At 34.2% G+C, this 14387-nt stretch carries 14 protein-coding genes and 1 pseudogene; 2 read left to right on the top strand and 13 right to left on the bottom strand.

Annotation, left to right across the window (positions count from 1 at the left end; all coding sequences use genetic code 11):
- From DWZ63_RS16260 to DWZ63_RS14550, 6 genes and pseudogenes are all read right to left on the bottom strand, one after another.
- Positions 1–220, bottom strand: a pseudogene (locus DWZ63_RS16260) (hypothetical protein); the annotation flags it as partial.
- A 120-nt stretch (positions 221–340) separates the two neighbouring features.
- A complete protein-coding gene (locus tag DWZ63_RS16255) occupies positions 341–625 on the bottom strand; it encodes an AAA family ATPase (RefSeq protein WP_347474880.1) in 285 nt (94 codons plus the stop codon).
- 91 nt (positions 626–716) lie between these two features.
- A complete protein-coding gene (locus DWZ63_RS14565; protein WP_118500269.1) occupies positions 717–902 on the bottom strand; it encodes a hypothetical protein in 186 nt (61 codons plus the stop codon).
- 178 nt (positions 903–1080) lie between these two features.
- The gene (locus tag DWZ63_RS14560; RefSeq protein ID WP_118500268.1) at positions 1081–2034 is read right to left on the bottom strand and encodes a YARHG domain-containing protein; all 954 of its coding nucleotides are present in this window, start codon (positions 2032–2034) and stop codon (positions 1081–1083) included.
- 118 nt (positions 2035–2152) lie between these two features.
- Positions 2153–2758: a DUF4234 domain-containing protein gene (locus DWZ63_RS14555; protein ID WP_118500267.1), complete on the bottom strand. Its 606-nt coding sequence runs from the start codon at positions 2756–2758 to the stop codon at positions 2153–2155.
- A gap of 248 nt (positions 2759–3006) precedes the next feature.
- The gene (locus tag DWZ63_RS14550; RefSeq protein WP_243020666.1) at positions 3007–3393 is read right to left on the bottom strand and encodes a DUF2752 domain-containing protein; all 387 of its coding nucleotides are present in this window, start codon (positions 3391–3393) and stop codon (positions 3007–3009) included.
- A 207-nt stretch (positions 3394–3600) separates the two neighbouring features.
- Between DWZ63_RS14550 and DWZ63_RS14545 the strand changes: the two genes are divergently transcribed.
- The gene (locus DWZ63_RS14545) at positions 3601–3915 is read left to right on the top strand and encodes a helix-turn-helix transcriptional regulator (protein WP_055943221.1); all 315 of its coding nucleotides are present in this window, start codon (positions 3601–3603) and stop codon (positions 3913–3915) included.
- An 18-nt stretch (positions 3916–3933) separates the two neighbouring features.
- Here DWZ63_RS14545 and DWZ63_RS14540 read toward each other — a convergent pair whose 3' ends face one another.
- The 3 genes from DWZ63_RS14540 to DWZ63_RS14530 form a co-directional block, all read right to left on the bottom strand.
- On the bottom strand, positions 3934–4362 hold the full coding sequence (locus DWZ63_RS14540) for a hypothetical protein (RefSeq protein ID WP_118500266.1): 429 nt from the start codon (positions 4360–4362) through the stop codon (positions 3934–3936).
- Positions 4363–4482: 120 nt separating this feature from the next.
- Positions 4483–4713, bottom strand: coding sequence for an HTH domain-containing protein (locus tag DWZ63_RS14535; RefSeq protein WP_055943228.1), 231 nt, complete (start codon positions 4711–4713; stop codon positions 4483–4485).
- Positions 4714–4832: 119 nt separating this feature from the next.
- Entirely contained in the window at positions 4833–9395 is a 4563-nt protein-coding gene (locus DWZ63_RS14530; RefSeq protein ID WP_118500265.1) for an NB-ARC domain-containing protein, read from the bottom strand.
- 193 nt (positions 9396–9588) lie between these two features.
- On the opposite strand from DWZ63_RS14530, the gene DWZ63_RS14525 reads away from it, so the two are divergent.
- A complete protein-coding gene (locus DWZ63_RS14525; protein WP_118500264.1) occupies positions 9589–10950 on the top strand; it encodes a hypothetical protein in 1362 nt (453 codons plus the stop codon).
- Between the two features lie 171 nt (positions 10951–11121).
- Here the strand turns inward: DWZ63_RS14525 and trpS are convergent, their stop codons facing one another.
- The 4 genes from trpS to DWZ63_RS15565 form a co-directional block, all read right to left on the bottom strand.
- Positions 11122–12183, bottom strand: coding sequence for a tryptophan--tRNA ligase (trpS, locus tag DWZ63_RS14520; RefSeq protein WP_022014824.1), 1062 nt, complete (start codon positions 12181–12183; stop codon positions 11122–11124).
- Positions 12184–12332: 149 nt separating this feature from the next.
- Positions 12333–13337, bottom strand: a complete 1005-nt coding sequence (gene ruvB / locus DWZ63_RS14515) for a Holliday junction branch migration DNA helicase RuvB (protein WP_022014823.1) — start codon at positions 13335–13337, stop codon at positions 12333–12335.
- A gap of 160 nt (positions 13338–13497) precedes the next feature.
- The gene (ruvA, locus tag DWZ63_RS14510) at positions 13498–14112 is read right to left on the bottom strand and encodes a Holliday junction branch migration protein RuvA (protein ID WP_118500263.1); all 615 of its coding nucleotides are present in this window, start codon (positions 14110–14112) and stop codon (positions 13498–13500) included.
- Between the two features lie 2 nt (positions 14113–14114).
- Complete coding sequence (locus tag DWZ63_RS15565) at positions 14115–14369, bottom strand: MerR family transcriptional regulator (protein WP_022014821.1); 255 nt, start codon at positions 14367–14369, stop codon at positions 14115–14117.
- Positions 14370–14387 lie beyond the last annotated feature (18 nt).

Below are 14387 nucleotides of genomic sequence, written 5' to 3'. Positions count from 1 at the left end.
GTATCATTTTCCTAAACATAAACAGTATTTCTCTGTTTGTAAGAGCCGGTTCATACTCATTGGCACTTTCCTTTATCATGTTCAGTTCCTTTGCTGATATAACTTTAAGGTATCCGCTTGCAAGCATAAGACTCCATACCGCATCCTCTGAATAATCAAGTTCTGAAAATACTATCTGCTCATCAATCATGACTTTTATGTTTTTTCCGCTAATAAGCATTTCCAGCATCTTTTTTATATACGGACTTCCTTTTTGAACAAGATTATTTATAAGTCCATTTGAACTTGATTCTGCCCAATAAGCCGTAAATTTCTTAAATTTAAGATAATTTATTATAGACTAAGGATTATATATATCTTTTTTAGTTCCAAAAGTAAATCCATCATACCATGCCTTTACATCACCTTTTTTATCAGAAAGTTTAAATTCATCAAGAGCATTAAATACTTCCTCCTCAGTGAAACCAAATACTGTTTCATATAAATTAGATGTAGTTGTAACTACAACAAGGTTATTAAGATCTGAAAAAATACTTTCTTTGGATACCCTTGTTATCTCAGTCATTATTGCTCGCTCTAAATATGGATTGGTCTTAAATGTCGAGTTAAAAAGACTTCTCGTAATACATACTTAAGGCTGAAAATCATGATTATAAAAAATTTTAATGTATTTTGCTCAAAATTCAAAATAGTCAATTTATTAACTATTCGTTGTATTAATACCTTCGCAAATAATCGTCACAATCATCATCAGACGGTGTATCAGTGCTTGAATCCAAAGTTCCTCTTTTATCATACCAATTAGTTCTTCCTTCACCATCATTGTAGCCATAAAAAGTTTCTCCATCTGATTCATTTTTACTTACCCAATCAGGTGTATTCCCAAAATTAAACAATCCCATAATATCTTTCCTCACTTTCCTAATTATTCTATCTAGCAATCTCTTTTGCAACTATTCTTCTAATAAATCAATATCATCAGACATGAATCCCAGCCTTATACGAGATATAATACATCTCTAACAGAGAACTGTCAAGTTCAAATTCTTAAAAAATATATGTAACTAACTCCTTCAATCCTTACTCATACTTCTTTATCAAAGCAATGTTTTTCTTCTCATATTTGTTCAAAAAGCTGTCACTCCAATCTGATGAACTTATTGATGGTTCATACCAGTTTTTGTCACTAAAATAATCTCTTAAATCTCTTGAATTAAATATATAACCATGTCGTGCAAATATTTCATTTCTCGCAAGTCTTAGCTCCTTTTTTGACATCCATGATATTTCTGATTTTGTTATATATCTTGAGTCACTTGAATCGAGGATATAATCATCATGTTCATCATATTCTTCTTCTGCTGACAAATCAGGAACTTCATCACTTTCATCATTATCACTCCTGTCATTTATGCTGCTGTCATTGTTACTATCATTGCTCTGTGAACCGTCGCCTGTATATTCTTCTGTACTTCCATCATTTTGTTTACCTGCATCTACTAATAAATATGTCGCTTCATCACGAACTCTTACTTCAAGCTTTGATATCGTATCAATATCCTTTTCTATATAAAATATACCTTCTGTATTTTTACCGGCAGCAATATCTGCTGATTCTGAACTTTCTAAGCCACTCATTCTCAAAAAATAATCTTTATTTATAGCTGAATCATCAACATAAATCGTAAAATCAACAGGACCTACATATTCCTCATCTCCACCTGTATTTTCAATATAATATTTAAAATATATTGCTTTCGTCCCATCATCTCCAATAGCACTTCCAAAATCTGTTAATGTATATTCCAGATTTGCCATGTAATCAGATATTTTAACCGTGTCCCCTAACGAATATATTTTTTCATCTTTTGAAAAATCTGATATATCGTTGCTTTCAGATGTATCATCCTTTTCTGTCAAACCATTTTTTGATTGAACCACACTGACAATCTTATCTTTAACATCACTTATAACACACCCTGAAAGCATTCCGGATATTATACATAAAACTAATATGACACTGATCTTTTTCATATGCTGTTTCCTCCATTTCGTTCTCTCAATGATTTAATAAGGCAATCACCGCTTATCCGATGATTGCCTTTGTCAGATCTAAATACACTTTTTCTTTAAATATGTTTCTTCAATACAATTAGTTCAAGCCGTACTTTCTGTTATATGCATTACATAATTTATTGCTGTTTTTGATCAAAATATGCATTCCTATAAATGGCCCGATTCCACATAATAACATTCCAAATATAAACCACATCAATACAGTTGTTCCGTTTTCCTGAAAATTCATACCATAGTATGAAGCGTTTGCTGCAAGTCTGTTTCCAAGTTTATAATACCAATAACATGCATAAATTCCACAGGTCACAAATGACAAAATAATAAATGCTGCCAATCCGGGTGTAGTCTGTTTGTCATTTTCACATGCTATATTTACATCATGTGCTAACTTATAGAGAAAATAATAAGAATATATGCCACAGGTTATAATGCTAAGTATTATGTATGATGCCAATCCCCTGTCATCCTTTAACTTTTCCCTTCCATTTGGTGTTATGTTTCCGTTTTCTCCATTAAAGCTTTGGCGAACCTCATCAACAGCACTTGCTATCTGTTTTTCTGTTGCATTGAACATATCATTTGCCGCTTTTGTCACATCAGCCATTGCCGAACATTCCTGACCGCAATTTGGACAGAACTTAGTTCCCTCATTAATTTCCTTTCCACAATTCTTACAAAACATTTGTTTTCTCCTTTCAATCTACTATTTATCATAGTTAATTGCAAAACTCCAGACAGACCACATTTTTTTTGCAACTTTACATATCATAAGCAAAGTTCTTCTGACACCGTCGGTACTTAAGGTGTATCTTTTACACCTTTATGTACCGCTACGAGTGTCGGGCAGCAAGAGCGTGCCTTGTGTTGATATCGTATATGTTACAAAAAATTCACAGCGTAATCTTAGTTTCGCAATACTTACACTAAATATCAGATATATCTGATAATGCGAAATACTATATTATCTTCCGGTTTAAATACAACTATACTCTCTTTCATATCAATCAATCGGCATACATATACACTCAAAAATAACATTGCGGATAAACACAAAATAATTTTAAATAACTTTGCATTATTTTTTTTCAGCAACAGACTTAACACCACTACCGGCGGCAGCCAGAATAACGGATGATAATATATTGCTTTTTTTAAATCAAAATGCAGCAAAGCCAGCCATGCCCTTGACATTCCACAGCCTGCACATGATATACCCGTTATAAATTTTATTGGACATGTAATACCAATATTTTCAAGAAACATATATAATATCACGATTGATATGATAGCTGTAAAACCATCTCTATTTCTTTTCAAAAATTTATCTTTACTATCTCTCACCATTATATGATTCATTGCTAATATACTTTTAAGGGCTTTTTTTATCTCTTTAAGCTAATCGCAAATCAGCTTTTTCCGTTATATCATTATTGTATATACATTAAATAATGTCTTTTTGCTTTATTTATTACATATACTAACATATACACATAATTTTATTTCACGCTAAAGGAGATTTGCCCTATGGAAAAAGGATGTCTTGGTAACGCAATACGAAGTGCCCGCCTAAAAGCTAATATAACTCAGGAAGATCTGTCAGAAAAACTTGGTATTTCTGTCACTCATCTTAAACATATCGAGTCAGAGCATCGTCTCCCGTCAGTTCCTTTACTTATAAAAGTAATGACTGCTCTCGGCATGTCCTTTGATGATATTGTTTTTGACACCAAAGAAGATTCAAGACTTCTTCACAATACCATCAACCTTTTAAAACAATGCCCTGACCGTGATTTAAATATAATCAACGATACACTTCATGCCATGCGCAAATATGAATGAGTCCTTACTCTATTCATATTACTTTTTCTTATATGTACCCGACATATCTGTATATAAGTCACTTGAATAACCTTTCTGCTTTATCACAATCTTATTCTTGTAAACCTTAACTTTAACTTTCATCTTTCCTTTCTTTCCTTCGTAGCTGTTTTTTCCAACTTTATAAATTGTTACATTTATGTCACCGACAACCCTGTCCTCATACTGACCGCCCGGATACTCATTTGCTTTGGAAAGATGTAATTTTCCTTTGTACGCATTCTGTTTTTTCAATATGACACCAAACATTTCTTTGCATATCACACCATAACTTTTTGTTTTCTTAGTCTTTGAATAATCTCCGGTGTAGTTTATTGCCGCCTCTGCCTTTTTGCACGCCAGACCTTCACCACTTTCCACCAGCAATACTGCTGCCAATAAGAAACATAAAATCTTTTTAATCTTCATAATTTTTTCCTCCTGTTTGTTATTTCATGTTAATTATATACTTCGCAGACGACACTATATGTCGCTGTATGATTTTTTCAGTTTTTTTCCACCTCCCGTATCTCATCTCATGTCATATATCTACTCCAGCTCCATGACATAACTGTCTTTTTCCCTGTTGTAGCTGATGCTTCTTTTTATCTCTGTTTCTAAATTCAGATCATCCAAAAATGCCCTTATATCAGCTATATCTCTTTGCACCGTCCTTTCGTCTATTCCAAAATCCACTGCTGTCCCTGAAAGGCTTATCTGCTTTTTTTGTTCAAGCCATGTGTATAGCCTGAGCACTCTGTAACTTTTACTGTATCTCATTGAAAATCCCCCTGAATCACTTTATGCTCATATGCTAACAAACAGCCTGTCGCATTTTGTAATAGTGATTCCACGGGGGATTTTTCTTAGTCTTTTATATTATTATTGCATTAAGATACCTATCTGTTATTTTTAAATTCTATCTTTTTGTATTCATATTCATCAGTTATCTTTTTTATCAGTTCACGGCTTTCTTCTTCAACTCTTTCGATGTTCTCCTGCCTTTCATGCTCATTTTTATTTGCATCTGACACCTCCTTTTTCCCAGCCCGACAATTTGTTATACACCCTGAAAGTTCATTCTTAAGAGTTATTATTATGTCAGTTATCCTTCCTTTAATCTTACTGTTTTTTGCCTCTTTTTCGTTTTCAAAAGCTAAATATATTGCATTTATATATATTTCCATCGCCTTTTTTGTTTCTCTCAAGTTTCTAAATAAATCTCCTGCCTTTTTTATCTCATTTATTTTTTTCCATGCCTTTGTTTTATCTTCAGCTTCATAGCTTTTTAGTGCAATATCATAATATTTTTCTGCATACATTTTATATTCGTCAGAACTGATACTTTTTTCTGAAATCTTATTTTCTGATGTCTGCGTATCATTAAATGTGTTCATTTTTATCTTTTTTATATCATTTTCCTCTTGTACCATCTGCGCTATATGTACATTGATCATTTTTTCAAGCAGATTCATATATTTTGCATCTGTCTTTTTTATTTCTCCTTTTTCACACATTTCATTCATTATTTTATAAAGCTGTTTTAGACATTTTTGCTCACTGATATATTTTTCCGCCATATCATAGCCATCTGCTGCCTCCTCCCATATCTGTATCTGTTCTTCTGTTTTGTTTTCTTCATATTTGATACGATATTTTGCAACCGCCATGTAATCGCACCTTTTTCTTAATTCATTTATTTTTGCATAATTTTTATCATAATCACTGCTTTCTATGTCTATATCAATGACTGTTCTTATTTTTATCTCAGCCATGATAAGAATACCAAGTATGTATTCATCAGTTATTTTGTTTTGCCGGCATATTTTTTTTGCATTATCCAGACAGTTCATCGCACTTCTTATATTGGTGCCATTATCATCATATTCTATCAGTGTTTCTGATAATTTTATCAATAACACAATATGATGCTTTGCAAACAGTTTTTCTTTTTTGTATTTTGCTATCATACTGTTTATCAATTTTTCTTTAAATTCCTCATTTTGCCAGTTTTCTATTCTGTCTGCAATTTTAACGAGATTTTCATACGCAGCATTTTCTTTTCTGACATACTCATATATAAAGTCGAATATTTCCGACTCTATTTTATTTTCTCCAAGCATATCATAATATATCAGACACTCTTTCCATAACCTTTCTGCTGCATTTACATCTGCGTTACCTGTTTTTATAATAGTCTGCTGTTTTGGTATATCTATATTTTTCTTATGCTCACCGTCAATTTTTTGTTCTATTTTATATAATGTATAAAATGCCGCTATCATATAATTTAAATCATATTCATCATATTCTTCCGCATCCTTTCTTTCATATGATATAAGCTCTTTTATATATTTTTCTGCTTCTGAATATCTATCCTGTTTGATATACAATTTTACGAGTTTTAAACATATGTCACACGAATAACCTATCAAGCAGTCCGTTTCTTTACTCATGCGTTTTTTATCTTTATCAAGCACACTCTTATATTCCTGCGCAGCCTTTTCATATTCTCCTGTTTTTTCATACATGGCAGCTATGTTCTTCATGGCAGTTTCATACATTTCTTCGCCATTTTCATATGCCTTTTTATAATATACTTCTGCCTCTGTATACTTTCCCTCTTCTTCAAGTTTTCCGGCATATTCCGTACAGCTTATATCGTCAAACCACAATTTTGTCGTACCGTTTTCATCCGTTATGCTCATATCTGAAGTATCAACAGTTTCATTTTTTCTAAGCTCTGAAAGTATTTTCTGATACTTATATGCCTTGTCCATATCTGCATAATACTTATTTCTATATACAGCCATAAAATCTCCCTCTGAATAGAAGTCAAATATTTTCTTATATAACTCCTCTTTTTGAGATATTTCATAAGCTGTTTTTGGTATTGCCTCAACCGCTTCTCTATACATCCATTCAATAGTGTCATAAATCTCATCCAATTCACAGATTCTTGCATTATCTTTATCCGGCTTATCTATCAGGAACACATACATATTTTGTTCTAAGTCTTTCTGTATTTCACTCGCAGCAGCAATGTATTCTTTTGCAATATACTTATTTATATCACTGTTTATTGTTTCATGAGCATTTGCATAACTGTCATCTTTTTTATAGGATAATAATTCATCCGTATTTAACACAGTTTCTCTATATTTTCCACAATAACGGATTACCTGCTCCATCATATTTTTTATTTCTTTTAATCTGTTTAATACCGTATTTTTATCACTGCTGCCTGCCATACCATTTACCAAAGCATTATTTATCTTCTTTCTGTAAATTTTCTGTATGATATCATACGCTTCACTGCTCTCATTTTTTTTGCATATTTCAAGTGCCTTGTCAAGCTGCATATCCTTTCCATATGCCAGACAAAGTCTTGCATAACTTATATTTTCTCCAGAAAGCCTTTCCATAAATATTTTTAAAATTTTACGGCGTATCAGTTTTTCTGAATGATTTTCCGGTTTCTTTACAGCATAGCATATCATTCCCGCAACTATGTTTGGACACTTTTCGGCACATGGCACAAGATTTTTATAAACCACATCCTGTATCACCTGATGCAATGATATTTTTTTGTTTTTTTCATTGTATTCTATCCATCCGCTTTTAATAAGTTTCCGTAAATATAGGTCTGCTGTATCCGTGCCATATATTTTCTCATATTCCTCCTGCAAAATACGGATTCCTGCAAAAAGTGACAAGCTGCTCATGATTTCTTTTTCATCATTGTTAAGCCCTGATATATCAAACAAAGTACTGATATGGTTATTTACGCTTTCAATCCTGAGTTTTCTGTCTTTTCGCTGCTTTATTCCTGATTGTCCTGTATTTGATGTTCCCTCTTTTTCAAGAAATTTATTATACAGCTTTTCAGGTTTTTCCAATGTAGTTCTGAGATATTTTGCTATGAGTTCAACTGTCATTGTGTGTCTGTCTGTATATTCGATCAGTTTTTCAATGTATTTTTCATCTGTTTCAGAGTATTCTTCATCGTTGTATGAATAAAAAAGCTCCAGCAGTTCTTCTATATCAGCCATTTTGTCAACATTTATCTGCTTATAATTATAATCCCTGAAATCCATCCTTGTTGTTATGATAAATTTCGCCGGACATCTAAAAAGACTTTCCAATTTCTCATCATACTCCACATCAAAATTATCTATTATGATAAGGTCATCTTCTTTTGCTGTCTTTTCAAGTATCTTTAACTTTCTTTTAAAATATTCTTCATCCGTTTCTTTTTCATCCTGCTCTAAATTGTTTATCATTATCTCATTATTTACGAGTGTTTTTATATCTTTTTCATAAATCGCAAAAGTTATCGTATTGTACTTTTCACGATATTTGTCGGCGTATTTTTTTGCAAGCTCCGTTTTTCCTATCCCACCTATTCCTGATAAAAACACAAGCTGGTTTGCTGACAATATATCATCTATTGTCATAATTTCCGTCTTTCTTCCAACAAAGCAGCCTGAATTATACAAGAAACTGTCTTTGAGATATACACCATCCGGATTTGAAAGACTGATAAGCTCATCAAGTTTTTCTATAACAGGCTCTACCGTCTGCCATCTTGGTATTGTCGAGGTTGATATTGTCTTTTTAAAGAATACACTTAATTCCCTGTATAGCTTTGGCTGGTACTTTTCACTCTTATAACACATATTGTCATAATCATATGTACTCGATATTCTGCAGTCATCAAGCTCTGCTTTTCTGTTAAACAGCTTAAAAAACAATACTGCCCCTATCGAAAATATATCTGTATGAAATCCTATTTTTTTAATTTCCCCTTTTATCTGTTCCGGTGCCGAAAAACCTTTTGAAAATGAAAGACCTGCCTTTTCTCCTGAACTTATTTCATCTGCCCTTGCCACGGAATCAAAATCAAACAACAGAATATGCTCACTGCTTTCCGGAAGTATAAACATATTTTCGGGTTTTATGTCAAGATGCAGATATCCCGCTGTATGATATTTTTGTATCACTTTGGCAAGACTCTTTATATGTGTGATACACTCCTCTAATGTCTGATCTTTATATTTGCCATAATCGCAGCCTTCATCCAAAGTCATAAGTATATAAACCGTATTATTGGCATTTATGATCTCAGCCGGATTTACTGTTGAATTTACAAGTCCCAATGTCTGCTTTACAAAAACATTTTTTCTGTATGCTTCAACAAATTCCTGCTTTGCCCTTTCAAATTCAACCTCACCATCTCCACACAGCTCAAGGCTGTTATCCTTCTTTCTCTCTATCATCATATATGCCGGATAGCATTCTTTCAATCTTATATAATGCTTTACTCCGATACTGTCATGATAAACTGCATTATAAACCACACAGTTCGCCCCTCTGCCAATCTCTGACACTATACCTATCATTTTTTCGTCTGTTAAGGCAAGCACGCTGCCATTATCTAATGCAATCCTGTTATCCGCCATAAACTCACTCCCTCAAAAATCAATCATAAACAACCATCAAAAAACACATATAAGCATACCACAAAATACAACCGACTTTGTAATACTAATTCTTTACATCCCCACAAACTTTATTATATAATATCATAAATTCGCAACGCTGGGAGAGCTTGTTCACTTGCACAAGGTAATTTTATAATATACGAGGTCTGTTATGGATAACACAAAAAACATAAACTATACAAAATTTAACGAACAAAGCATTTCTAAATATTCAAAAGATGATATAGATTGTTTTGACGATGATGACAGTGCAATTTCATTTTTAAAGGATAAGGATTCGTTCAGAGCCTTTAACATAGGAATCGCTGATACTTTCAAAAGAAAAGGCATTGATATAGATCCGGAGGATAAATCCGCTATGGCGTCTTATCTTTTTTCCAGACTTAAAGCCATTAATGCAACTGTCGAAAAAGAAACGGTTTATTCATGGATTGATGGCTCGCACCGCCCTAAGGTCGAGGCAGGCAGCCGTAAAAGGATATATGAAATCTGTTTTGCCATTAATCTAAACACCGAAGAAACCATATGGTTTTTCCAGCATGTTTATTACGACAGAGCTTTTAACTGCCACACCATTGAGGAAGCTGTTTTTTATTTTGCTTTTTCTAATGGGCTTTCTTACAAAGAAGCACTTGAAATAATAAATATCGTAAACGACGCTGATGCACCTGCCGGTACAAACTATGAGGGCAATTATACCCGATTTATACAAAAACGCATCAAATCCATGAACTCAATCGATGAACTTATACCTTTTTTGATTGCAAACAGAGAAAATTTTAAAGCATGGAATAAAACTGCAGGCAAAACATTAAAAAAACTTGCCGATGAGATAATACTCCCTGCCCGTTCTAAGCCTAAAGTCGATAAACTCAAGAGAATGGTGAGCAGATATCAGTCTGCTAAAGATCATTATAAAAACAGCAGTAAAACTTCCTCTATTTATGAGGAAATCCGCCCTGAAGATTATAAAGACTGTGGTCTTATCGTAAGGGAAATCATTTTTGATTCGATATACGATAATTATGACTTATCTCAATATGAATATATAAAAGAATTGATGTCTAACAATAATTATACAAAAATATCAGCTTTGTTAAGACATTTGCTTACAACCTCAGAGGGAACACAAAAGGCAGATTATATCCCATACATTGTAAGAAATAATTTTCCTACCAAAAAGATTATATCAGACCTTTTGTCAGAAGAAAAGATTTCAACATCAAGGTCATATGACTCGATACGAAAAATGATAATACTTCTTGATTTTTATCGCTTCTGGGCCAATATAAAGCTCTCATCTAAAAATGACAGCTGCATGAGCTTGTCAAAAGAAGATCAGACAAAAACATATATTGAGGAAACTGATGCCTGTCTTTATGATTGCGGCTATGAAAATCTTTATGCCGGAAATCCCTATGACTGGATTTTTCTTTGTGCCGCCAATTCGGATGAACCGCTTGTTTTTTTCAAAGCATATTTTTCGGAATTATTACCAGAACAGCAGGTTTAAAATCTACTTATTTATAAATTAACAGCCTGACTGTTCTGATATGTGTCCATTACACCTTATCAACTGTTTTTCAAATATATCATAGAATCTTTTTATCCTCGCAATACAAAAAAATTCCCAGCTCATTACCTATGCAATAAGCCGGGAATTTTCTTATATTGTTAAATTTTATTATAATGTTCCATTATCAAAATAATCTATCTGCATTGCTTTCTTTACATCACTAAGTGTTTCCGCAGCCTTTTTCTCTGCAATTTCGCTGCCTTTTCTTAAGATGTCATACACATCAGGAAGTCGCTTTTCCCATGATTTTCTTCTCTCTCTTATAGGCTCAAGCTCTGCCTGCATTACATTATTGAGGAATTTCTTGACTTTTACATCGCCCAGGCCACCTCTCTTATAATGGTCTTTTAATTCATCAAGATTATTGTAATCAGGTAAGAACTCCTCAAAATACTCAGGCTTGCAAAATGCATCAAGATAAATAAATACAGGATTTCCGTCTACCTGTCCCGGATCTTCAACTCTGATATGATTTGGATCTGTGTACATTGACATTACTTTTGTCTTAATGTCTTTTGCCTCATCTGAAAGATAAATACAGTTTCCGAGAGATTTACTCATTTTTGCTTTTCCGTCTATTCCCGGAAGTCTGAGGCAGGCTTCATTGTCAGGAAGCACTATCTTTGGATCTGTAAGTGTCTCTCCATAAACTGAATTGAATTTATGTACGATTTCCTTACACTGCTCTATCATAGGCATCTGATCTTCTCCAACCGGAACAGTTGTCGCTCTGAATGCCGTTATATCTGCTGCCTGGCTTATAGGATAACAGAAAAATCCAACAGGTATGCTGGCTTCAAAATTGCGCATTTTTATTTCTGCTTTTACGGTAGGATTTCTCTGAACTCTTGATACTGTTACAAGATTCATATAATAAAATGTAAGTTCGGTAAGTTCAGGCACCATAGACTGAATAAATATTGTTGATTTATCAGGGTCAAGACCGCAGGCAAGATAGTCAAGCGCTACCTGAATGATGTTCTGTCTTACTTTTTCAGGATGCTCAGCATTATCTGTAAGTGCCTGTGCATCAGCTATCATAATATATATCTCATCAAATTTTCCTGAATTCTGTAATTTTACTCTCTCTTTTAATGAACCTACATAATGTCCCACATGAAGTTTACCGGTAGGACGGTCACCTGTTAATATTATCTGCTTTTGTTCCATTTTATATAATTCTCCTTAATTTATATTTTCTATTCACAAGCCGGTGATATAACCGACAAAACATAACAATTCAGCAAAAAAACTTTTCAATACAATGTTAAAATCATTGTGTCATTATCTGCTTTTGACCCTTGCATCATTTTATTATACTATAGATTTTCATTTAACGCAATTCCGAAATGTTCATAGCCTGCTTTTGTTACGCTTCTTCCCCTCGGTGTCCTTGCGACAAGTCCATTCTGCACAAGATACGGCTCATACACATCTTCTATCGTCCCCGCATCTTCGCCTATTGATACGGCAAGTGCCTCAAGTCCTACAGGTCCGCCGCCAAAGTTGTTTATCATCGTGAGTATTATCTGTCTGTCCGTATTGTCTAGTCCAAGTTTATCTACTTCCAGCAGGTCGAGTGCAAAATCAGCAACCTCTTTTGTTATCCTTCCGTCATATTTTATCTGTGCAAAGTCTCTGACACGCTTTAACATCCTGTTTGCAAGTCTCGGAGTTCCCCTTGACCGTCTTGCAAGTTCAACTGCACCGTCTTTTTCTATCTCGACACCAAGTACTTTCGCCGAGTTCGTTATAATCTTATATAGTTCGTCTGTCGTGTAAAACTCCATCCTATTAACGACACCAAATCTGTCACGCAGCGGTGCGGATAACATTCCGGCTCTCGTTGTTGCTCCTACAAGCGTAAATTTTGGAAGATCCATTCTTATCGACCTTGCCGTAGGTCCTTTTCCTATGACTATATCAACCGCATAATCCTCCATTGCCGAATAAAGCACTTCCTCTGCCTGCCTGTTTAGACGGTGAATTTCATCTATAAATAGCAAGTCACCTTCCGCAAGTCCGTTTAATATTGCAACAAGGTCACCTGTCTTTTCTATAACGGGTCCTGATGTCACTTTAAAATTAACTCCCATCTCATTTGCGATAATGCCTGCAAGCGTTGTTTTTCCAAGTCCCGGAGGTCCATACAGGAGCACATGGTCCAAAGCTTCGCCTCTCTGCTTTGCGGCTTCTATGTATATCTTAAGATTGCCCTTTACCTTTTCCTGACCTATGTAATCTTTTAAGAATTTCGGTCGTAATGTGGTTTCTATACCTGCATCTTCCTCTGTAAACTCTGTTGTTATACTTCTTTTTGCCATCTTTTTTCTCCATGCTAATCATCCGTTTTATCTATTATTTTGATATTACAGATAATTCATTTCATATTTTAAATCAGCAAGCTTATATTTGTTTTATTATACCTTTCAGTCCATATCAAAGTACCAATGTACTGATCTGTTCATATTCAGCTAAATAACACTAATATAAATATTTCAAGCTTAGCTTAAGTAATTCCTCAACAGTAACACTGTCACCTTTATCCGCTTTTCTTACTGCCTTTGTCGCTTCTGTTGCAGAATATCCAAGTGCAGCCAGTGCCTCTATGGCATCTGAAACAGCCTGTTTTGAATTATCTTCAAATATGCTTTGCTGCCCGTCAATTTCTGATTTAATATCGGGAGCAACATCACGCATCTTGAGTTTATCCTTAAGCTCGATAACGACCTTGCTCGCTGTTTTTGCACCTATTCCCGGAGCTTTTGCTATCGTTTTTGCATCTTCCGCCATAACCGCATATCTTATATCATCCGCTGACAATGTTCCAAGTACACCTATTGCACCTTTAGGACCTATGCCGCTGACTGTGATAAGCAGCTTAAATACCTCCAGCGTATCTCTGTCAAGAAACCCAAACAACTGAAGTGCATCTTCCCTCACATTCATATATGTATATATCATGACTTCACTGCCAATCTGCGGCATATTTCCTATTACAGACATTGGAACAAATATCTCATAACCTATTCCATTATTTTCTACTATAATTGTATTTTCATATATATATACCAGTTTTCCTTTTACAAAACTAATCATCGTTAATCCTCCAGACGGCTGAATTTACCGTTTACGGTATTTAACCAGCCCTCATCCATAAATTTTATTATCTCATAAGGATGTATTCCAAGCTCCTCCGATATTTGGAGTGCATTGCTGTTTGGGTACAATTTCAGATATGCAACAATATCATCAAGCTGTGAATCATCAACACTTCGGCAATCCCTGCAGCACAATGTCCTTATCTTTGACTTAAAAACCTTATGGCAATGCTTACATACATTTGTATATATCATATTTTCCCCCTTTACATC

This window comes from Clostridium sp. AF34-13 (genome assembly GCF_003477845.1).
Taxonomy (GTDB): domain Bacteria; phylum Bacillota; class Clostridia; order Lachnospirales; family Lachnospiraceae; genus Butyribacter; species Butyribacter intestini.
This window is presented reverse-complemented; position numbering and strand designations above follow the sequence as displayed.

Bases quoted from the DNA above. Each gene is read 5' to 3' on its own strand.
- DWZ63_RS14560 (WP_118500268.1), bottom strand. From the start codon at position 2,034: ATGAAAAAGATCAGTGTCATATTAGTTTTATGTATAATATCCGGAATG.
- ruvB (WP_022014823.1), bottom strand. From the start codon at position 13,337: ATGGCAAAAAGAAGTATAACAACAGAGTTTACAGAGGAAGATGCAGGT.
- ruvA (WP_118500263.1), bottom strand. From the start codon at position 14,112: ATGATTAGTTTTGTAAAAGGAAAACTGGTATATATATATGAAAATACA.
- DWZ63_RS14525 (WP_118500264.1), top strand. From the start codon at position 9,589: ATGGATAACACAAAAAACATAAACTATACAAAATTTAACGAACAAAGC.
- DWZ63_RS14540 (WP_118500266.1), bottom strand. From the start codon at position 4,362: ATGAAGATTAAAAAGATTTTATGTTTCTTATTGGCAGCAGTATTGCTG.
- DWZ63_RS14565 (WP_118500269.1), bottom strand. From the start codon at position 902: ATGGGATTGTTTAATTTTGGGAATACACCTGATTGGGTAAGTAAAAAT.
- DWZ63_RS14545 (WP_055943221.1), top strand. From the start codon at position 3,601: ATGGAAAAAGGATGTCTTGGTAACGCAATACGAAGTGCCCGCCTAAAA.
- DWZ63_RS15565 (WP_022014821.1), bottom strand. From the start codon at position 14,369: ATGATATATACAAATGTATGTAAGCATTGCCATAAGGTTTTTAAGTCA.
- DWZ63_RS14535 (WP_055943228.1), bottom strand. From the start codon at position 4,713: ATGAGATACAGTAAAAGTTACAGAGTGCTCAGGCTATACACATGGCTT.
- trpS (WP_022014824.1), bottom strand. From the start codon at position 12,183: ATGGAACAAAAGCAGATAATATTAACAGGTGACCGTCCTACCGGTAAA.
- DWZ63_RS14530 (WP_118500265.1), bottom strand. From the start codon at position 9,395: ATGGCGGATAACAGGATTGCATTAGATAATGGCAGCGTGCTTGCCTTA.
- DWZ63_RS14555 (WP_118500267.1), bottom strand. From the start codon at position 2,758: ATGTTTTGTAAGAATTGTGGAAAGGAAATTAATGAGGGAACTAAGTTC.